Source organism: Corynebacterium sp. (assembly GCF_030532325.1).
Taxonomy (GTDB): Bacteria; Actinomycetota; Actinomycetes; order Mycobacteriales; family Mycobacteriaceae; genus Corynebacterium.
Window position 1 is genome coordinate 22760 of sequence record NZ_JAUNLS010000012.1, and the last position, 20333, is coordinate 43092.

A 20333-nucleotide genomic window follows, 5' to 3' on the forward strand; every position below is an offset into this window, starting at 1 on the left:
GCGCGGTCTAGCCCTCCGCGGCAGGAGCCGGGCCGGCCTCGCGGCCCTCCGCCCGGTAGGCGTCGAGCTTCTGCAGGAAGTTATCGGTGATGTTGACCGAAACATCAGAGCCGCCGCCCAGCACCACGAGCGTGGCAAAGGCAATGTCATCATCGCGGAAGCCGGTAAACCAAGCGTGGGATCCGCCGTTGATTTCCGCCTCACCGGTCTTGCCGTAGATCGTGCCGCCGGCCCGCATGCCGGCTGCGGTACCGCCGACGACCACCTGGCGCATCATGTCGCGCACGTTGTCCAAGACCGCCGGGGAGGGCGGAGCGACCTTCTCCGACGCCTTCGTCTCGTGCGTGCTCACCAAGGTGGGCAGCGGGGTCTTGCCCGCCGCCACCGTGGAGGAAACCAGCGCCATACCAAACGGGCTAGCCAGGTCCTCGCCCTGGCCGTAGCCGGATTCGGTGCGCGCCAGCGGCGTATCGCCCTCCGGGATGGACCCGGTAATGGTGGTCAACCCCGGAATGTCGTAGTCGACGCCAAAGCCGAACTGCTTGCCAATCTTCTTCAGATCCCCCTGCGGCAGCTGGGTGGAAATATCCGCAAAGGTGGTGTTGCAGGATTGCGCGAAGGCCTGGCGCAGCGGAACCGAACCCAGCGAGAAGCCGTTGTAATTGGTCACCGTACGGCCGTAGATGTTCATGGTACCCGGACAGGGCACGATGCTGTCCGCACTCAGCCCCTGGTCCTGCACGCCGGCCGCCGCCGTGATGATCTTAAACACCGAGCCCGGCGGGAACTGGCCCTGCAAAGCGATGTCACCCTTCTTGTCCGCGGCCTCCGTCTGCGCAACAGCGAGGATCTCGCCCGTGGAGGGGCGCATGGCCACGAGCATGGCCTCCGACTCCGCGCGCAGGTTCACCGCCTCCTGGGCGGCTCGCTGCACGTTGTAATCCAACGAGACCTTCACCGAGGGGGCGGCCTGCGGCTCGTGCAGTTCGACGTCGGACAGCGCGGCGCCGTGCTCGTTGACCACGGAGACGGACCAGCCGTTGTTGCCGTCGATCTCCTCCGAGACCATCGAGCGCACGCGCGCCAGGATATCCGGCGCCATGCCGCGCTCCCGGGTCACCAGCGCAGGTTCCTCGTTGAGACGCAGCCCCGACACCGCCTCGAGGTGCGGGCGAGCGGCGCGAATTTGGGCGTCGCTTAGCACGGCCACGGAGTAGGCCCCGTCGACGCCCTCCAGATCCTTGGCCAGCCCCGCGGGGTCCACCTCCGGGATGGAATCGTCCTCCGCGTGCGCCTGGGCCAGCGCGCTGGAGACCTTGGAGGCCAGGGGGCGCACGTCATCGACCTGCGAGGTATCCACCACCACGCGGTACTGCAGGCCGGGCGACATCAGCTCCACGCCGTCGGAGGAGACCACGCTGGCGCGCTGGGCCTCGATAGCGCGCAGCTCCAGGTGCTGGTGCGCCCCCAGGTCCGGGTGGATGATGCTGGGCTGCCAGCGCACCGTCCAGTCCTTATCCTGCTTGGTCAGGGTCATCGCGGTGTCGTATTCCAAGGTGCGCTCCTTGGGCAGATCCCAGGTGACCTTGTAGCGCGCGGTGGCCTGCGACTCCCGCTGGTCCACGCCCAGCAGCTCCACGTCTACGCCCTCGGCCTGCAGGCCGCCATAGGTGGCGTCATAGGTGCTCACGGTCTCCTCTGGTTTGTCCACCAGCTGTGCGAGTTCCTCGGTGTTGCGGGTCTCCATGCCCTCGATGAAGCGCTCGGCCACCGGCTCCGCCGACACCGGCTTCGGCGTGCACGCCACCAGGGAGGTCGACGCCACACACGCCGCCGAGAGCAAGGCCACCAGTTTCTTCATGTTTGGGCATCCTAGCAGCACAGGCATGCGAAAAGGCCGCCCCACACCGTGGTGGGACGGCCTGATTCTCAGTTGCTTTTCTGCCGGTCTATTCTGCCGGTTTCTTTACCGGTTCGCGCCGGCAGCGGCGGCCTTAGCGGGTGACGCGCACCTCGGCCTTGGCGCCCTCGACGGCCTCTAGGCCCTGTTCATCGGCAAGACGCATGGCCTCCTCGATGAGGGTCTCCACGATCTTGGACTCGGGCACGGTCTTGATGACTTCACCCTTGACAAAGATCTGGCCCTTGCCGTTGCCGGAGGCCACGCCGAGATCGGCGTCGCGGGCCTCGCCCGGGCCGTTGACCACGCAGCCCATGACGGCCACGCGCAGCGGGAACTCCATGCCCTCCAGGCCGGCAGTAACTTCCTCCGCCAGCTTGTACACGTCCACCTGAGCGCGGCCGCAGGACGGGCAAGAGACGATCTCCAGCTTGCGCGGGCGCAAGTTGAGCGACTGCAGAATCTGGTCACCCACCTTGATCTCCTCAACGGGATCCGCAGACAGAGACACGCGGATGGTGTCACCGATGCCCTCAGCCAGCAGGGCGCCGAAGGCCACGGAGGACTTGATGGTGCCCTGGAAGGCCGGGCCGGCCTCGGTCACACCAAGGTGCAGCGGGTAATCGCACTGCGCGGCGAGCTGGCGGTAGGCCTCCACCATGACCACCGGGTCATTATGCTTGACGGAAATGGCGATATCGCCGTAGCCGTGTTCCTCAAAGAGCCCGGCCTCCCACAGCGCGGATTCCACGAGGGCCTCCGGAGTGGCCTTGCCGTACTTTTCCATAATGCGCTTATCTAGCGAGCCGGCGTTAACGCCGATGCGGATCGGGATGCCCGCGTCGCCGGCGGCCTTGGCCACCTCCTTGACGCGGCCGTCGAACTCCCTGATGTTGCCCGGGTTCACGCGCACGGCGGCGCAGCCGGCGTCGATGGCGGCGAAGATGTACTTGGGCTGGAAGTGAATATCCGCGATGACCGGAATCGGCGACTTCTTCGCAATCGCCGGCAGGGCCTCGGCGTCAACGGTCTTCGGGCAGGCCACGCGCACGATGTCACAGCCGGAGGCGGTGAGCTGCGCGATCTGCTGGAGGGTGGCGTTAACGTCGTGGGTCTTCGTGGTGGTCATCGACTGCACGGAGATGGGGTGATCAGAGCCCACGCCGACGGGGCCGACGAAGAGCTGTCGCGTCTTGCGGCGCGGCGCCAAGGTAGGGGGTGGGCCATCCGGGATACCGAGACCGATTGGGGTCGACATGCACGCTCCTTGATAACTGGGGTTTAACGCCCCCACTTTAGCACCGCTTGCCCGCTACCCCGCCGCCTGCTCAACCAAAGAGGCGGATCGGGTTGACCACGTCCGCCACGATGATGAGAAGGCCTACCACCAGCAGCGCCGCGGCCATGACGTAGGTCACCGGCATAAGGCGGGTGTAGTCCGCCGGGCCGAGCGGCTCCTTGCCCTGCATGCGGCGCAGACCGTCGCGGATCTTCTCGTAGAGGATCACGGCGATGTGGCCGCCGTCGAAAGGCGGCAGCGGGATGAGGTTGAACAGCGCCAGGAAGAAGTTGAGGGAGGCCAGCATCATGAAGAATGTGGACCACAGGCTACGCTCCACCAGCTCGCCGCCCACCCGGGACGCGCCCACCACGGACATCGGCCCGTTGACGTCGCGTTCTTGGCCAAAGACGGAGGCCACCACGCCCGGGATCTTGGCCGGGAACTGGGCAATGCCCTGCACGGTGGCCTTGAGCACCAGTCCGGTGTACTCCGCGGTGGCCGGGAAAGCCTCCGTGAAGGAGTAGGTGCGCATCGGATCGATGATCTGGTTGCTCAGGCCGATGGAGCCGGCCTCGAAGGGTTTGCCGTTCTGATCCAGGCGGGTCACGGTGTCGAGCGTGACCTGGAAGTCCAGCGGCTGGCCCTCCCTTTCCACGCTCAGCGTCACGCTCTGGCCGGGAAGCGCCATGACTTCATCGCGCAGCTGGGAAAAGCTCTCCAGCTTCTCGCCGTTGAGCGCTAGAACGACGTCGCCAGGCTCCACGCCCGCCTCCCCGGCCGGGCCCAGGCCCTGGCAGGGCTCCAGGGTGCCGTCGGGCGCCTGGTCGGCGGAGCAGGTCACCTCACCCACGCGCGGGCGCACGTCGGCGTTGGGATCCGGCAGCCCGGAGGTCATGGCGATGAGCAGGAGAATGATAAAGCCCAAAAGGAGGTTGACGCCGATGCCGCCGAACATGACAATGACACGCTGCCACGCGGGCTTCTTGTACATCGCGTGCGGGGCTTCTTCCTCGGTGAGGAACTCATCCTGTGCGGTCATGCCCGCGATGTCGCAGAAGCCACCCAGCGGCAGGGCCGCCAGGCCGTACTCGGTATGCCCGCGTGTAAAGGAGGCCACCTTTGGGCCGAAGCCGATGAAGTAGCGGCGCACGCGCATCCCGAAGGCCCGCGCGGTGAGCATGTGGCCGGCCTCGTGCAGCGCGACGGTGATGCCGATTCCCAGGGCGAAGAGCACAATGCCCAGGAGGTTTGCCATAGTGTGGGTGCTTTCTAGTCAGCCAAAGTATCCACCAGCGCGGTCGCGCGCCGGCGTGCCTCGCCTTCCACTGCGAGGACATCGTCGACGGTTGAGGGTACACCAGCGAACTGGTCTGCTTGGCCGAGAACCTGGCTAACAACATCAACGATTTCTGGGAATCGGATGCGGCCTGCCAAAAAGGCCGCGGCGGCCTCCTCATTGGCCGCGTTGTAGACCGCCGGGTGGGTCCCGCCTGCTGCCACCGCGGAGCGGGCGAGGGAGACGGCGGGGAAGGAGGCATCATCAAGCGGCTCAAAGCGCCACTCGTGCGCGGTGCTGAAGTCCAGCGAGGGCTGAGCACCAGGCACGCGCTGCGGCCAGTTCAGCGCCAGCGAGATGGGCAGCTTCATCGAGGGCGGCGAGCACTGCGCGATGGTGCAACCGTCGGTGAAGGTGGCCATTGAGTGCACGATGGACTGTGGGTGGACGGTCACCTCGATGCGCTCGGGTTCGATATCGAAGAGCAGCGTGGCCTCGATGAGCTCCAGGCCCTTATTGATAAGCGTGGCGGAGTTGAGCGTATTCATCTGCCCCATCGACCACGTGGGGTGCTGCGCGGCCTGCTGTGGGGTGACGTCCCACATCTTCTCGCGAGTCCAGCCGCGGAAGGGCCCGCCGGAGGCCGTGAGCACGAGCCGATCCAGCTCGCCCTCCCGGCCCGCTCGCAGGCACTGGGCCATGGCGGAGTGCTCGGAGTCCACCGGGATGATCTGGCCCGGGGCGGCCAGTTGAGTGACGATGTGCCCGCCGGCCACCAGGGATTCCTTGTTAGCCAGGGCCAGGTACTCCCCTTTTTCCAGGGCGGCCGCGGTCGAGGCTAGACCCATCGAGCCCACCAGGGCGTTGAGCACCTTATCGACGTCCACATCGCGCACCAGCTGCGCCGCGGAGTCCGGCCCCTGGCGCACCGGGCCGCCTAGGGCCTCAGAGACTTCCTGGGCCGCGGCAGGATTGGCCACCGCCACGTGGTCAAACGAAAGGTTGAGTGCGCGTGCTTGGTCGATGACCAGCTGCGGATTCGACCCACCGGCGGCGATACCTGCGACGGTGAATTTATCTGGGTTATCGGCGATAACTTCCAGTGCCTGCGTACCAATTGAACCAGTGGATCCGAGGATCAGAATGCTTTGCTTGCTCACCTGTACCACCCTAGTCGGAAGGAGTGGCCAACACGGCGGGGGTATTTGATCGCTATTGCAGGCGGCATGTCTTAAACTATTACGCAGAATATTTGGCATTTTATGTGAGCTGACGTTACTTACCTCAGTTACTCATCTCATGTGATCTGTATGTACACGCACAAAGGAGAGCAAGTGTCTTCCCACAAGCCGGCACCGCAGGTATTCGACGGCGTTTCCACCGAGGACGTCCCGTCCGCAGGTTTTGGTTGGTCCCGCATTAGCCGTTCTGGTGTTCAGATTGCAGGCTGGATTTCCGTCCTGTTCCTTCTGGGCTTCAACTTTGGTAACCACAAGGGCCACGTCGAGACCATCTGGCTGTTCGCTCTTGCGATTGTCATCGCCCTGGGCCTGGTTATCTACGCCCTGCAGCCCAAGCTCTCCCAGGTGCGCACCCTGACCGCCCGCAACCAGCCGGTCGGCCACGAGGAGCCGGATTGGGTGTACAACCAGAAGACCGTCTCCCACGTGTACGCCAACCTCAGCGATGATGAGCTGCGCGCTCTCAACATCGAGCCTTCCCGCGTTGCTCACCTGCGCAACGCCTCCGCTAAGCCGCTGGCTTAAGCGCTGCAGAACACATCCCCTCCTCGCCACCACCGCTGTGGATGGCCAGGAGGGGATTTTTTGCGCGCTAGTTCACGTAGTGGCCGGCCTTGGCGTAAATCTCCGGCATGTGCTCGTCCACCCGCTTGCCGGCTACGCGGAGCGCAACCGCGTAGAGCACGCCTGGAATGAGCAGTGCCAGCACCACGCCTATGCCCCACAGCAGCGTGGAATCCAACACCGACGGTGAGGCCACGACGAGCAGGATGATGGCGGGAAGCGCGGGCACCCAGCTGAGAAAGAAGGAGACCATCGCGGAGACGAAGGCCGTGGCGGAGTAGCCCGACTTATCGTTCCAGGCATTCGTGCCGGGCCGCGAGAGCGGATAGGGGTTGAAGGCGGTAAGCAGCACGCTGACCCCGGCGGTGGAGGCAAAAATGCCCCACGCCACGCAGATCCAGCCCAGCGCGCTGCCGTGATCCGGCGAGCCAACAAGCAGCACTACGGACATAAGCACCAAGCCCAGGAAGGGATAGAACAGCTGGCCCCAGTGCCGCGCGCGCAGGAAGGTGCTGGAGGCCACGGGTGCTACGAACTTCACCCAGTAGGAAGGCCCGTCGTAGCCGTAGTCATTGGAGGCGATGATTCCAGAGACCACTCCAAAGAGCACCAGGTAGAACTGCGCGAGCCCGTACTCCCCCTTGCTCATCTGCCACAGGATCAGCCCCACGAAGACCGGCAGCATAATAAGGGCGCTTATCAGGCGCTGGTCCCGGGTGATGTAGCGCAGCGTGCGACTAAACTCCATCGCCGCCGGGCTGGAGTAGGACCAGCGGCCCAGCTCCAGCTTGGACACACCGCGGGTCTCCACCTGCGTGGTGGCCTCCTCCCCCGCCCGCGCGGGCTCGCTGAGCAGGTAGCGCACCCGCGCGCTCCACAGGAAGGCCAACACCGCCACGGTAAGCAGCGCGATGAGCAACTGGGCTGCAGCTGCCAGCAGTGCGCCCTCATGAAGCGAGAACGCCCAACCGACGGCCGCGGCCAGCGGGGTCCACGAGAGCACCTGCCCAATCGGGCCCAGCGGAAGTTCGGTGGACAACAGCGAATTGAGCTGCAGCACGCCCAGGACGAGGACAAAGATGCCCAGGGAACCCACAACGCTCTTGGTAGTTCTCTTGGATTCCATGACCACCCCAGAGACCTGGGTGAGCAGCTCCGCGAAGAGCACGGCGGTGGCCCAGGAGAGCACAACCCCGAGCTCGAAGGCAATGATCCCTACACCCCAGCCGGTGGCACCCAGCACGATGCCGCCGGCCACGCCGTAGACCAGCGAGCAGAAGATGGCCACCCACGTGCGCATGGTCCACAGTGCGGACAGCGCCAGGCCGGGCAGAATCTGCGGGGGCGTGAGCGGGAAGACGCCAAGGGTGCGCGGCGAGAGTTGGGCCTCGCCCGCCGGCATGATCACCGCCAGTAGGCCGAAAACCACCACGCCGAGCGCCGAACCGATGCTGAGCAGGTGATAGGTCTGCCCCTCCCCAATCTGCGTGTAGAAGGCAAACATGAGCGAGGCGATGCCAATCAGTCCATACAGCGCCAGCAGCAGCGGCATCATCACCTGGCCGGCATTGCTGGACACGCTGCGCTTCCACAGGGTGCGGTGCAGCGAAAACAAGGTCGCGGTCATCGCGCGCCTCCCTCGTCGTGCCCAGAGCGCAGCCACTGCATGGAGCCGGCCTCCAAGTCGGCGCCGCCGATGAGCTCGATGAAGACATCCGTGAGGCTTCTGCCCTGGCGCACCTCATCGACGTGCCCGGAGGCGAGCACCTGGCCCTCGCCGATCACCGCCACGTGATCACACAAGCCCTCCACCAGCTGCATGACATGGGAAGAGAGCACCACCGTGCCGCCGCGGGCGGCAAAGGCCTTGAGTATCTGCTGGATGTGGCGCCCGGAGAGCGGATCGACGGCCTCCAAGGGCTCGTCGAGCACCAGCACCTCGGGATCGTGCAGCAGGGCTCCGGCCACAAGGATCTTCTTGGTCATGCCGGCGGAGTAATCGGTGATGCGCTTGGAGGCGGCGTCGTCAAGCGCCAGCACGTGCAACAGCTCCTGGGCGCGGCGCAGGGACTCCGCGCGCTCGAGCCCGTGCAGCGCGCCCAGGTAGTGGAGGTACTCCGCGCCGGTGAGACGGTCGAAGACTGGGGCGCCATCCATGAGCAGGCCCATCGCCTTCTTCGCGGCGATGGGCTCCTCCCACACGCTATGCCCGGCGATGAAACTGGCCCCGGCGTCCGGGCGCAGCAGCCCACAAGCCATGGTGAGCATCGTGGTCTTGCCCGCGCCGTTGGGGCCCACCACGCCATAGATGCTCCCCCGCGGCACATCGAGGCTGATGCCGCGCACCGCCGGGGTGCTCCCGAAGCTCTTGCTGAGATCCCGCACGGCCAAGGCCTGGCTGCGCGGATCCGGTTTGATGTGTGTTATATGCGCAGATGTCATGCCCTCCACACTAAAGGCGGGCGGGCATTGCGCGGAGGGTACTTTCGTTTACCGCCGCGGTTACTTTCCGGGGCTGCCGAGTGCCTTCCGGAGCTTAGGCAGTCTCGCGCTCCTCAGCCGCCAGCTGGCCGCAGGCCGCGGCGATCTCATCGCCCTTGGTGTCGCGCACCGTACACGGCACGCCTTTGGCGATGACCCTGCGCACAAACTCGTCCTGGCGGGCCTTGGGCGCTGCGTCCCACTCGGAGCCCGGCGTGGGGTTGAGCGGGATGACGTTGACGTGCACCTTGGAGCCGAGCGCGGCGTGCAGCTTGGAGCCCAGCATGTCCGCGCGGAAGCCTTGATCGTTCTTGTCGCGGATGAGCGCGTACTCGATGGACACGCGGCGGCCGGACTTATCGGCGTAGTAGCGTGCGGCGTCGAGCACCTCAGCCACCGGCCAGCGGTTGTTGACCGGCACCAGGGTATCCCGCAGCTCGTCGTCCGGCGTGTGCAGCGAGACGGCCAGCGTGCAGGAGAGGTCCTCGTCGGCCAAGCGGCGGATCGCCGGGGCAAGGCCCACCGTGGAGATGGTGACGTTGCGCTGGGACAGGCCGAACCCCTCCACACCCTGGCCGGTGATTTGACGCACGGCGTGGACCACACGCTTGTAGTTGGCCAGCGGCTCGCCCATGCCCATGAAGACGACGTTGCTCAAGCGCCCGCCTTCTTCTTCCATCATCTTGGCTGCGTGGCGGAACTGCTCCACGATCTCCGCGGTGGAGAGGTTGCGGTCCAGCCCGCCCTGGCCGGTGGCGCAGAAGGGGCAGGCCATGCCGCAGCCGGCCTGGGAGGAAATACACAGCGTGGCGCGGCCCGGGTAGCGCATGAGCACCGACTCCAGCAGGGTGCCATCATGTAGGCGCCACAGGGACTTGGTGGTCTCCCCGTCATCCGTGGAGGTCTGGCGGATGGGCTGCATCAGCGTGGGGAAAAGACGCTCCTGCACCGCGGCGCGCTTGTCCGCGGGGATGTCCGTCATCTCCTCGACGTTATCGGTGTGGTGGACGTAGTAGTGCTTAGCCAGCTGCTTGGCGCGGAACTTGGGCAGGCCAAGTTCGGCGAGCGCCTCGACGCGCTCGTCCTCAGTCAGATCCGCAAAGTGCTTCGGCGGCAGGCCGCGACGCGGAGCGGAGAAATTAAGTTTCAATGCTTCAGCCATGATGCCGCCCATTTTTCCATGCTTCCGGCCCTTTTATCCAATTGGAGCCTGCTGCCGGCTCACTAAATCCTCAGCTGAATCACGATGGAGGAACGGCGGAACCACGATGGAACGCAGCCTCGAGTGGCGCAACCTAGGCGCTGCCCTATTTAATGTGTGTATGACTAATCCGAACAATTCCGCCCCGCACCCCGACGCCGAGTTCCCCGCCACCCCGGGAGAGTCCGAGGTCACCGGCGCCACCGCCCCGGAGCACTCCTCCTCGCTGCCGGCCGAGCAGTCCGGCTCCCCCTTCGAGCCGGCCCCAAGCTCCGGCGCCGCAGTGGAGGAAACCAAGGCTGAGCGCAAGGCCCGCGAGCGTGCGCAGCGCGACGCCGGAAAAGTCAAGGGCTCCTTTGCCGCCAGCACGTGGATTGCCCTCATCGTGGGCTTCTTGCTGCTCATCGTGCTCATCATCTTCATTCTGCAGAATCAGCAGAAGGTGCCGATGAACTTCCTCAACTGGTCCGCGGAGTTCCCGGCAGGAATCGCCTACCTCATCAGCGCTATCGCCGGCGCGCTCATCATGGCGCTGGTGGGCATGTGGCGCATGTTTGAGCTGCGCCGCCAGGTGCGCAAGCAGGCCCGCGCCAACAACTAAGGCCGATGGCCCAGACGCACTGGCCCGGGCTGGGCTGAGGGGCTAAGTCTGGGTCTAGGGGGTAAGCGTGCTGAGGAAGTTCATGGCTACCCAGGTGACCATGGCCGAGGGCAGCATGCCGTCGAGGCGGTCCATGAGGCCGCCGTGGCCGGGGAGGATGGTGGACATGTCCTTGATTCCCAGCTCGCGCTTGAACTGAGACTCCACCAGGTCACCCAGGGTGGCGCAGAAGACCAAGCCCAAGCCCATGAGCGCGCCCACCCACAGGTGGTGGTGCAGCAGCAGGCTAAAGCCGAGCGCACCCGTCACGGTGCCAAAGAGCACCGAACCGGCAAAACCCTCCCAGGACTTCTTGGGGCTCACCGCCGGGGCCATGGGGTGGGAACCAAACATCACGCCGGCGATGTAGCCGCCGGTATCGGAGGCCACCACACACAGCATGAAGACCACGATGGAACGCGCGCCCGAGGCAAAGGGGGTTTCCACGTGGGAGAGCATGGCCGCAAAGGTGCCAAAGAGCGGAATCCAGGTGAGCACGAAGATGCCCACGGACATATCCCGCAAGTAGTTAATGGGTGGACGGTGGCGCCCATTGTGGAAGAGGCGGCCGAACATGAGGCTGAGGACGGCCACCACGTACACTGAGACCAGGCCGGGGGCGTTGAAGAACCACGAGGCCCACACCATGGCCTGCCCCAGGATGATGAGCAGTGTGCGCGGCATGTAGTAGGAGTGCTCGCGCAGGCGGGTGAGCACCTCCCACATGGCCACGCCGACGGCCAGCGCCACAACGCAGTACCATGCCAGGGGCCCGGCCCACACGGCGAAGACCACGAGTGCACCCAGCCCCACGCCCACGGCGATCGCCGCCGGCAGGTTACGTCCCGCCGAGTTTTTGGGCTTCGGCATCCGGCGCTGATGCTCAGTGTTCACGCCCACGCTCCTTCATGGTGACCTCTGGTGGCAACCACGGCCGCGCGCGGGCGGGACGGGGTTGATGAAAATCAGGTGGAAAGTCGAGGAGGACCCTAGACCTCCATCAGCTCTTCTTCCTTGGCGGCAACGAGCTTGTCAATCTGCTCGATGTAGCCCGCGGTGATCTTCTCCATCTCCTTCTCGGCTGCGACGACCTCGTCCTCGCCGGCGTCGCCGTCCTTCTGCAGCTTCTTCAGCTGCTCCATGGCGCGGCGGCGGATGTTGCGCACTGCGATCTTGCCGTCCTCACCCTTGGACTTGGCCACCTTAACCATCTCGCGGCGGCGCTCCTCGGTGAGCTGCGGAACAGTCACACGCAGCACCTGGCCGTCGTTGGTGGGGTTAACACCAAGGTCAGAGTTGCGGATGGAGTTTTCGATCTCGTGGATCATGGACTGCTCGTAGGGCTTGATGAGCAGCATGCGCGGCTCCGGCACCGAAATGGTGGCCATCTGGGTAATCGGAGTGGGAACACCGTAGTACTCCGCCACCAGTCCGTTGAACATCGACGGGTTCGCGCGGCCGGTACGGATGGTCACGAGCTGTTCGCGAGTGTGCTCGACGGAGGCGGTCATGCGCTCTTCGGCTTCGAGCTGAATCTCATCGATCATGAGGGTAAAACTCCCTAAAAGTCATTAAACGTATCGGAAAAGAATGTAGCAGGTTGGCCCCGGGTGCGCGGCCAACTGTGCCTGCGGCGTGGCCGCCTAGGACTGCACCAGGGTGCCGATCTGCTCTCCGTTGACGGCGCGCTTGATGTTACCGTCCGTGAGCAGGTTGAACACCAGGATCGGCATGTTGTTGTCCATGCACAGGCTGAACGCGGTGGCATCGGCGACCTTCAGGCCCTTCTCGATGACCTCGCGCGGGGTGATCTCGGTGTAGAGGGTGGCGTCCGGGTTGGTGCGTGGGTCGTCGGAGTAGACGCCGTCGACAGCCTTGGCCAGGAAGAGCACCTCGGCGCCGATCTCCAGCGCGCGCTGGGCGGCGGTAGTGTCGGTGGAAAAGTACGGCATGCCCATGCCGGCGCCGAAGATAACCACGCGGCCCTTCTCCAGGTGGCGGTCTGCGCGCAGCGGCAGGTAGGGTTCAGCAATTTGGGCCATGTTGATGGAGGTTTGCACGCGACAGTCGATGCCCTGCTGCGAGAGGAAGTCCTGCAGAGCCAGCGAGTTCATCACGGTGCCGAGCATGCCCATGTAATCGGAGCGCGCTCGGTCCATGCCACGCTGGGAGAGCTCGGCGCCGCGGAAGAAGTTGCCGCCGCCGATGACCACGGCGATCTCGGTGCCCTGCTTGGCCACCTCCGCGATCTGGCGGGCGACGTTTTCCACCACATCCGGGTCGATGCCGACCTTGCCTCCGCCGAACATTTCACCGCCCAGCTTGAGCATGACGCGCTTGTATCCGGTTCGCTTTTGTTCAGAAGTGTTCCCAGAGGTAGTCGCAGGGGTAGTCACGGCCTTGATCGTCTCCTTCACGCATGGCGGGGCTCGTACAATTCTGTTCCATCTTACCCACACATGCCCGAAGGCCAATATTCTGCTACAGCCCCACGCGTTCTCCCCCGCCTCGACAGCGCGTGGCGCGGTGCCGCCGCAGGGCAGCTTGGCGACGCCCCGAATCCGCCCCTGCCTACCCCACAAAGAAACCCCGCCCCAGGGTTGTTCAGCGTCCTGGTGACGGGGTAGTTTACGCAGCCTCAGCGCTGCGGCGGCAGGAATGCCTGCGATATGGCTTAGGCGCCAACCTCGTAGCGAACGAAGCCCTTGATGGTGGTGCCGGCCTCGTCAGCAACCTGCTTGACGGTCTTCTTGGAGTCAGACAGGGAAGCCTGCTCCAGCAGGACAACGCCCTTGAAGAAGCCGTTGAGACGGCCCTCGACGATCTTCGGCAGAGCAGCCTCCGGCTTGCCCTCCTCGCGGGTGGTGGCCTCGGCGATCTCGCGCTCCTTCTCGACGATCTCCGCCGGGACGTCCTCGCGGGTGAGGTACTCAGCGTTCATAGCGGCGATCTGCAGGGCCACGGCGTGTGCACCCTCGGCGTCACCCTCGTAGGAGACCAGAACGCCCACTGCCGGCGGCAGGTCAGCGGAGCGCTGGTGCAGGTAGACAGCCACGTTGTCACCCTCGATGGTGACGGCGCGGCGGGCCTGCAGCTTCTCGCCGGTCTTAGCGGACTCTTCATTGACGATGTCGGAGACCTTCTTGCCGTCGATCTCCAGCTCGTTGAGCTCCTCGCCGGAGTTGACCTTGGCAGCGCCAGCGGCCTCGGCAATCTTCTCAGCGAAGGCCTTGAAGGCCTCGTTCTTGGCCACGAAGTCGGTCTCGCAGTTGATCTCGACCATGGTGTTGCCGGAGACGGCAATGAGGCCCTCGGTGGCCTCGCGCTCAGCGCGCTTGGAGACGTTCTTTGCGCCCTTGATGCGCAGGATCTCCACGGCCTTCTCGTAGTCGCCGTTGGACTCTTCCAGAGCCTTCTTGCAATCGAGCATGCCGGAGCCGGTGGCCTCGCGCAGTGCCTTGACGTCTGCTGCAGTGTAGTTCGCCATTGTTGGAGCGACCCTCCTTGTTTTAAACAGTATTCGATGAGACAGCGTAGCCGAATAGGTCCATTCACGTCGCGTTGAGGGGGTAGTTTTCTCCCCTCCTGCGCCATGCGCTGTGTGTAGAGGAAGAAACCCCCGTCGCCGGGTAACCGGTGCGGGGGCTTATGCGCAGGAAATTACTCTGCGGAGTTCTCGGCGTTCTCAGCGCCTGCGGAAGCCGGATCGGAAGCAGCGGCGGCCTCAGCGGCGTCGCGTGCGTCCTTCTCAGCGGAATCGCCGGCAGCTTCCTTAGCGGCAGCGAGCTGGCGCTCCTCGCGGGCCTTCTTGCCCTCTTCCACTGCGGTGGCGATGATGCCGGAGAGCAGCTTGGTGGCGCGGATAGCGTCGTCGTTGCCCGGGATCGGGAAGTCGACCTCGTCCGGATCGCAGTTGGTGTCGAGGATAGCCACAACCGGGATGTTGAGCTTGTGAGCTTCCTTGACGGCGATGTGCTCCTTGTTGGTGTCAACGATCCACAGAGCGGACGGAGCCTTGGTCATGTCAGCAATGCCGCCCAGGACGCGCTCCAGCTTGGTGCGCTCGCGGGTGAGCATGAGGACTTCCTTCTTGGTGCGGCCCTTGTAGCCGTCCTCAGCAGCATCCATAGCCTGAAGCTCCTTCATGCGCTTCAGACGCTTGGACACGGTCTGGAAGTTGGTGAGCATGCCGCCCAGCCAGCGGTGGTTGACGTAGGGCATACCAACGCGCTCTGCCTCTTCAGCAACAGCTTCCTGAGCCTGCTTCTTGGTACCAACGAAGAGGATGGTGCCGCCGTGTGCGACGGTCTCCTTGACAAACTCGAAGGCCTCATCGATGTAGGTCAGCGTCTGCTGCAGGTCGATGATGTAGATGCCGTTACGGTCGGTGAAGATGAAGCGCTTCATCTTCGGGTTCCAGCGACGGGTCTGGTGGCCGAAGTGGACACCGGCGTCGAGGAGCTCGCGCATGGTTACGACTGCCATGTTTCGCTCGCTTTCTGTTTGAGATTTCGGTTTTGTACAAAGATTTGTGCGGCCTTTTATTCCGCACCCTAGCAACGAATTCCCTGGGCAACACCCCTGCTGCCCGCCACTGGCAGGCCCGGACAAGGGACCGCGTCACCCACGGACTACCGCTTCTCTGTCCCACTTCTTGGCCCCACGTTGAGGGGCAAGACGTGCGGTGAGGAAGCAGCGCTTTCGCCGCGCGTAGTCAGCCGTACTTGCGTGCACGCTTTCACGAAAGCCCACAAGGCACAGACTGCTGTGGGTAAGTTTAGCGCTGAGCAGCACAGTTTTCCAAACAGCTGCGTGGAGAACGCGCAGGAGCCCGTGGCTTTTCACCGTTATCTTCACCGTTATCCACAGAAGGTGGCTGATATGTCACACTCTGCCGCCCCGCCAGTCACTTGAGCCCCTCCGGTTACCGATTTTCCACAGGCCGCAGCCTGGTCCTTTTCCGGCCCGGGTGTCCACGTTCATGCTGGGCACATGACTTCAACTACTCATTGTCGAGCTACCCGCACACGGCCGCCGCGGCGTCGCACCGCTAGCTCCCGCGCCCTCGGCGCGCTGCTCGGCGGCGCACTGTTCTTCTGTTCACCGCTAGCACCTCCCCGCGCCGCTGCCTACGTCGATCCCAGCACCGGGCAGCCCACCGCGCAGGCCGTGCTCCGCGGTTTTGATAAGCCAGAGAAGAACTGGTTGCCCGGCCACCGCGGCGTCGATCTAGCCCTACCCATCGGCGCCGAGGTACGCGCGGCCGGCTCCGGGACAGTGCACTTTGCCGGCAGCGTGGCTGGGAAACCCGTGGTCTCCATCCTCCACTCTGATGGCTTGCGCACCACCTACGAGCCGGTCTTCGCCCGGGTGCGCAAGGGGGACGGGATCACCGAGGGCGATGTCATCGGCACACTCGCCCCGCCCGTGGATGGTTCCGAGGGCCTGCACTGGGGCGCGCTGGTGGGACCCGATGACTACATCGATCCCCTAAGCCTGCTTGACGCCCCCGTCATCCGCCTCAAGCCCGTGGATGAGCCTGGGCGTAGACCTCTTTAAGGCGCTGGGTGGACACGTGGGTATAGATCTGCGTGGTTTGCAACGAGGAGTGCCCGAGCAGCTCCTGGACCACGCGCAGATCCGCCCCGCCCTCCAGAAGGTGCGTGGCCGCGCTGTGGCGCAGGCCATGAGGGCTCAGACCGCTGGAGCCCGTGGCTTGGGCGGCTCGCTCGACAACGCGGCGTACCTGGCGCTGATCGATGCGCTTTCCTTTGCGGCCCACAAAGACAGCCTGGGTATCCCCCGCGAGCTGCGGGCGGGCAGTATCCAACCAGGCCTGCAGCGCCTCGGCTGCGGCCTGACCAAAGGGCACCACGCGCTGCTTATTGCCCTTACCGGTGACCAGCGCGGTGCGCCGCGACATCGTGAGATCCTTGATATCGAGGCCGACAAGCTCCGCCACGCGCATGCCCGTGGCGTAGAGCAACTCCAGCATGGCGCGGTCCCTCATCACCTCCGGGTTCTCGCTGCCGGCGCTCGTGTTAACGGCACAGTCAGCCGTGTTCGCCGGGGCCTCCATGAGCCGCTCGGCCTCCGAGGGGGCTAAGACCTTGGGAAGGCGGCGGCCCACCTTGGGCGTGACCAGGCGCGCGGCGACATCACTGTCAATGTGCCCCTCGCGCGTGGCCCAGGTGGAAAAGGCTCGGGCCGCCGCGGTGCGCCGCGCCAGCGTGGCACGCGACTTGCCTTCCGCAACGGCCTGGCCCAGCCAGGCACGCAGGGCGTTGAGGGTGAAGTCATCAAAGCTCTCAACCGTCCCGGCGAGGCTGCGCAGATCTGAGCGATAGCCCTTGACGGTGGCCTCGGAGCGGCCACGCACGAAGAGCTGATACTCGGCGAAATCCTCAATCGCCTCCGCCAGCTGAGCGCTCAGTTCTGCTTCACTCATGCCTCATGAGTGTACTCAGGTGCGCTGCCATAACGCACCGGAGCGCGCCACCACCCCCATCTTCTCCATGGCCACCAGCAGGTGAATGGTCAACGCCACCCGCATTCCAGCGGCTGTGGCAATGTCTTCTGCCGACGCGCCCTCCTCCGCGCTTTCCGGCGGGGTGGAATCATAAACCCGCAACTCGTTGCGCGAGAGCTGCTGTACCTTGCTCGGGGCAAAGTTCAGCTCGTACTGCCCTTGGGCATCGGCGCTGCCCACCGCCCCCACCAGTTCCCGCACCTCATCCGCGGAGGCCACCAGCTGGGCCCGCCCCGCCTGAATACGCTGGTGGCAGCCCAGGGAGCCGGAAGTGGTAATCGGGCCCGGCACCGCCATGGTCACCTTGCCCAAGGCCTCCGCCCAGTTGAGCGTGTTGAGCGCACCGGAGCGAAAACCCGCCTCCACCACCACAGTCCCGGCGCTCAGCGCGGCAACCAAGCGGTTGCGCGTCAAAAAGCGGTGCCGCTGCGGCGGCGTACCCGGCGCGAACTCAGAGACCACGCAGCCAGAGGCCGTCATGCGTTCAAAAAGCCGCGCGTTGCGCGCCGGGTAGGAGTGATCGATCCCGCAAGCTGCTAGCGCCACGGTCACCCCGCCGGCCTCCAGCGCTGCCTCGTGGGCGGCGGTATCCACGCCCAGCGCGCCGCCGGAGACGATGCTCCACTGATGGTTGACCAGGCCGGTGGCGAGAAGACGCGTCGCCTCCCAGCCGTAACGGCTCAGCGCGCGCGTGCCTACCAAGGCCACCGACTGCGAGACCGCCTGGCGCAGGCTCTTTCCCCGCACCCACAGGCTGTGCGGTGGAATCGCTTGATCGTCGAAGGTCGCCGGGGCGCTGCTCATGCCGTTCTGGTAGAAGCCGAAGGCCTGGTTGAACTCCTCACCGGGCCACTCGGGATCCTCCGCGGTAATCAGCCTGGCCCCCACGGACTGCGCCGCCGCAATATCCTCCTCCTGACGCAACCAGCCCCGGCGCGACGAGGTCGCAGCCCCCAGTGGGCCCAGCCAGTCCGCGCCGTGATAGATGCCGTGGGCGATCTCCTCGGCGGGAAACTGCGTGAGCAGCCCCTGCAAGGTCGCCGAGGGCCCTTCCACCACCCGGTTGAGATAGGCCCAAGTGTGTAGGGGTGTGGATAAGTTAAGTTCACTCATGCCGCCAGCCTTTCGATGGTTCCGGCCCCGCGCAGGTCGAGTGCACGCGAGACGTGCTCGATGCCGGGTTGCTCGCTGCCATCCAGATCCGCCAGGGTCCACGCCAGCTTGAGCACCCTGTCCACGCCGCGTTGGCTCAAGTCGCCCTCCGCCAAATAGGCACCGAGCATGATCATCGCGGACTCTTCCGCGGGCCGATGCCTGCGCAGATAGGTGGCCGGAACCGCACCGTTGACGTAGACATCGAGCCCCTCGGCAGCCCAGCGCCTGGCCATGCGCTCACGGGCCTGCGCTACGCGCTGCGCAATCTGCGCCGAGCTCTCCTCCCCTTCCGCGTTAATCACCGCCGCCTGCGCGGAGAGGGAGACTACGATATCCAGGCGGTCGCGCAACGGCCCCGAGACGTTGGAGAGGTAGTTCTTCCGCTCAGCAACGCGGCACGTGCACTTGCTGGGATCCTCGGTGCCGCAGCGGCAGGGGTTGGCCGCCATGACCAGCTGGAAGCGCGCCGGGTAGGTGATCTCGCGGCGCGCCCGGGCCAGGCGCACCTGCCCCTCTTCCAGGGGCGCGCGCAGGCCGTCGAGCACCCGCGCCGGGATCTCGCTGACCTCATCGAGGAAGAGCACCCCGTGGTGGGCCAGGCTCACCGCGCCGGGGCGCGGGTTGCCGGAGCCGCCGCCCAACAGTGCCGCCTTGCTCAGCGAGGGATGCGGCGCAATGAACGGTGCGCGGGCCACCACGGGGCCCAGTGTTCCCGCCAACGAATGAATCGCGGTGGCCTCCACTGACTGATCCGTTCCCAGCTCCGGCAGGATGCTGGGGATGCGCGCGGCGATCATTGACTTACCGGAGCCCGGCGGGCCGATCATCATGACGTGGTGCCCGCCGGCGGCGGCGACCTCCGCGGCCCACTTGGCTTCGCGCTGCCCGGCGATGTCGCAAAAGTCCATCGTGGCCTCCACCGGCGCGGGGTGCTCGCGCGCCACCGCCTGCGCGGGCGGCAGAGCCCTGTTCCCGCAGGCCCAGGCGAAGGCCTCCGTCAGCGTGGGTGCAACCAGCACCTCCATGTCCGGCACCAGCGCGGCCTCGGCGGCGTTGCCCGGCGGGATGACCAGCCTGCGGTAGCCCTGGGACCGCGCCGCCAAAATAGACGGGATGATGCCGCTGACTGGGCGCACGCTGCCGTCGAGGCCTAGCTCCCCTAGCACCAGCGTGTGCGCCAGGCGCTGCCGCGGGCTCACGCACTCCTGCCCGTTGGCCGCCGGGTACTCGACGGGATCCTCCGGCGGGTAGGGTCCGGGATCGGGGTGGGCCCGGGGGTCCTCGTCAAGCCCTGCGCTCAGGATGGCCAGCGCCATGGGGAGATCGAAGTGGGCACCGGACTTAGGCAAGGCGGCCGGCGACATCGAGACCACCACCTTGGTCTTTGCCCACGGCAGGTGAGAGTTCATCACCGCGGTGCGGATGCGGTCCCGGGACTCAGACACGGCGGCATCGCCCAACCCCACCACGTGCACGCCGGGCAGGCCCGGGCCCACGTTGGCCTCCACGGTCACCACGTGGGCCAGCACTCCTTCCATCGCTGTGGTCTGACATCTACCAAGCGCCATGGTCGACTCCTTGGTAGTACTCCATGTCGAACTCGCTGCCGGGGTTGGTGCTGGGCTGCACCTGGCCCTTCCCGCGGGCCACCAGCGCGAGGACATCAAAGCGCACGGTGGACAGCGGCTTTCCCTCCAGCCACTGCACCGCGGCCTTGCGCATGCGGGCGAGCTTGCGCGGGGTTACTGCCTCGGCCACCCCGTACTGGGCGCTGGCGCGAGTCTTGACCTCCACGAAGACGATGGTGCCCTCGGGCTCGCGGACGATGAGGTCAATCTCGCCTACCTGGTAGCGCACATTCGCCGCGATGACCTGGGCGCCCCGGGCGCGATAAAACTCGGCGGCGAAGGCCTCTCCCCTCTTGCCCAACGCGTCCTTGTGCCGGACGCGGTGGCCCAAAGCCCCGGAAATCTGTGACTGTTCCTGTGACGTTCTCATTACTGGGTTCTCCATTCGTGTGCGTTCTGTGTGCCTTGCTGTGCGCCGCGTGGCAGCGCTTGCCTT

At 65.5% G+C, this 20333-nt stretch carries 19 protein-coding genes; 3 read left to right on the forward strand and 16 right to left on the reverse strand.

Going from position 1 to position 20333, the window contains the following annotated elements:
- Window positions 1-7: 7 nt before the first annotated feature.
- From Q4E25_RS07600 to dxr, 4 genes are all read right to left on the reverse strand, one after another.
- On the reverse strand, window positions 8-1861 hold the full coding sequence (locus Q4E25_RS07600) for a penicillin-binding transpeptidase domain-containing protein (protein ID WP_303156030.1): 1854 nt from the start codon (window positions 1859-1861) through the stop codon (window positions 8-10).
- A gap of 133 nt (window positions 1862-1994) precedes the next feature.
- Complete coding sequence (gene ispG, locus Q4E25_RS07605) at window positions 1995-3158, reverse strand: flavodoxin-dependent (E)-4-hydroxy-3-methylbut-2-enyl-diphosphate synthase (RefSeq protein ID WP_303156034.1); 1164 nt, start codon at window positions 3156-3158, stop codon at window positions 1995-1997.
- 70 nt (window positions 3159-3228) lie between these two features.
- A complete protein-coding gene (locus tag Q4E25_RS07610; protein WP_303156037.1) occupies window positions 3229-4437 on the reverse strand; it encodes an RIP metalloprotease in 1209 nt (402 codons plus the stop codon).
- A 14-nt stretch (window positions 4438-4451) separates the two neighbouring features.
- On the reverse strand, window positions 4452-5627 hold the full coding sequence (dxr, locus tag Q4E25_RS07615) for a 1-deoxy-D-xylulose-5-phosphate reductoisomerase (RefSeq protein WP_303156039.1): 1176 nt from the start codon (window positions 5625-5627) through the stop codon (window positions 4452-4454).
- A gap of 165 nt (window positions 5628-5792) precedes the next feature.
- Between dxr and Q4E25_RS07620 the strand changes: the two genes are divergently transcribed.
- Window positions 5793-6224, forward strand: coding sequence for a DUF2631 domain-containing protein (locus Q4E25_RS07620; RefSeq protein WP_303156042.1), 432 nt, complete (start codon window positions 5793-5795; stop codon window positions 6222-6224).
- Between the two features lie 67 nt (window positions 6225-6291).
- Here the strand turns inward: Q4E25_RS07620 and Q4E25_RS07625 are convergent, their stop codons facing one another.
- From Q4E25_RS07625 to rlmN, 3 genes are all read right to left on the reverse strand, one after another.
- Window positions 6292-7890, reverse strand: a complete 1599-nt coding sequence (locus Q4E25_RS07625) for an ABC transporter permease (RefSeq protein WP_303156045.1) — start codon at window positions 7888-7890, stop codon at window positions 6292-6294.
- The gene (locus tag Q4E25_RS07630; RefSeq protein WP_303156048.1) at window positions 7887-8705 is read right to left on the reverse strand and encodes an ABC transporter ATP-binding protein; all 819 of its coding nucleotides are present in this window, start codon (window positions 8703-8705) and stop codon (window positions 7887-7889) included. The genes Q4E25_RS07625 and Q4E25_RS07630 overlap by 4 nt, the downstream gene beginning before the upstream one ends.
- 94 nt (window positions 8706-8799) lie before the next feature.
- The gene (gene rlmN / locus Q4E25_RS07635; protein ID WP_303156050.1) at window positions 8800-9906 is read right to left on the reverse strand and encodes a 23S rRNA (adenine(2503)-C(2))-methyltransferase RlmN; all 1107 of its coding nucleotides are present in this window, start codon (window positions 9904-9906) and stop codon (window positions 8800-8802) included.
- Between the two features lie 160 nt (window positions 9907-10066).
- On the opposite strand from rlmN, the gene Q4E25_RS07640 reads away from it, so the two are divergent.
- Entirely contained in the window at window positions 10067-10546 is a 480-nt protein-coding gene (locus Q4E25_RS07640; protein WP_303156053.1) for a lipopolysaccharide assembly LapA domain-containing protein, read from the forward strand.
- Window positions 10547-10600: 54 nt separating this feature from the next.
- On the opposite strand, the gene Q4E25_RS07645 is transcribed toward Q4E25_RS07640, so the two are convergent.
- From Q4E25_RS07645 to rpsB, 5 genes are all read right to left on the reverse strand, one after another.
- Complete coding sequence (locus Q4E25_RS07645; protein WP_303156149.1) at window positions 10601-11455, reverse strand: phosphatidate cytidylyltransferase; 855 nt, start codon at window positions 11453-11455, stop codon at window positions 10601-10603.
- Between the two features lie 119 nt (window positions 11456-11574).
- Window positions 11575-12132 carry a ribosome recycling factor gene (gene frr, locus Q4E25_RS07650; RefSeq protein WP_303156056.1) on the reverse strand — a complete coding sequence of 186 codons (558 nt, stop codon included), beginning with the start codon at window positions 12130-12132 and terminating at the stop codon, window positions 11575-11577.
- A 96-nt stretch (window positions 12133-12228) separates the two neighbouring features.
- Window positions 12229-12915, reverse strand: a complete 687-nt coding sequence (gene pyrH, locus Q4E25_RS07655) for a UMP kinase (RefSeq protein WP_303156150.1) — start codon at window positions 12913-12915, stop codon at window positions 12229-12231.
- 344 nt (window positions 12916-13259) lie between these two features.
- Window positions 13260-14072 carry a translation elongation factor Ts gene (tsf, locus tag Q4E25_RS07660; protein ID WP_303156059.1) on the reverse strand — a complete coding sequence of 271 codons (813 nt, stop codon included), beginning with the start codon at window positions 14070-14072 and terminating at the stop codon, window positions 13260-13262.
- Between the two features lie 173 nt (window positions 14073-14245).
- Window positions 14246-15070, reverse strand: coding sequence for a 30S ribosomal protein S2 (gene rpsB / locus Q4E25_RS07665; RefSeq protein WP_303156063.1), 825 nt, complete (start codon window positions 15068-15070; stop codon window positions 14246-14248).
- A 507-nt stretch (window positions 15071-15577) separates the two neighbouring features.
- Between rpsB and Q4E25_RS07670 the strand changes: the two genes are divergently transcribed.
- Window positions 15578-16144: a M23 family metallopeptidase gene (locus Q4E25_RS07670; RefSeq protein ID WP_303156065.1), complete on the forward strand. Its 567-nt coding sequence runs from the start codon at window positions 15578-15580 to the stop codon at window positions 16142-16144.
- Here Q4E25_RS07670 and Q4E25_RS07675 read toward each other — a convergent pair.
- The 4 genes from Q4E25_RS07675 to Q4E25_RS07690 are packed head-to-tail and all read right to left on the reverse strand — an operon-like array spanning window position 16107 to window position 20267.
- Window positions 16107-17033, reverse strand: coding sequence for a tyrosine recombinase XerC (locus Q4E25_RS07675; protein WP_303156067.1), 927 nt, complete (start codon window positions 17031-17033; stop codon window positions 16107-16109). The genes Q4E25_RS07670 and Q4E25_RS07675 overlap by 38 nt on opposite strands.
- A gap of 15 nt (window positions 17034-17048) precedes the next feature.
- A complete protein-coding gene (gene dprA, locus Q4E25_RS07680; protein WP_303156069.1) occupies window positions 17049-18227 on the reverse strand; it encodes a DNA-processing protein DprA in 1179 nt (392 codons plus the stop codon).
- A complete protein-coding gene (locus Q4E25_RS07685) occupies window positions 18224-19837 on the reverse strand; it encodes a YifB family Mg chelatase-like AAA ATPase (RefSeq protein ID WP_303156070.1) in 1614 nt (537 codons plus the stop codon). Before Q4E25_RS07685 ends, dprA begins: the two co-directional genes overlap by 4 nt.
- Window positions 19824-20267, reverse strand: coding sequence for a YraN family protein (locus Q4E25_RS07690; protein WP_303156071.1), 444 nt, complete (start codon window positions 20265-20267; stop codon window positions 19824-19826). The genes Q4E25_RS07685 and Q4E25_RS07690 overlap by 14 nt, the downstream gene beginning before the upstream one ends.
- Window positions 20268-20333: the final 66 nt, after the last annotated feature.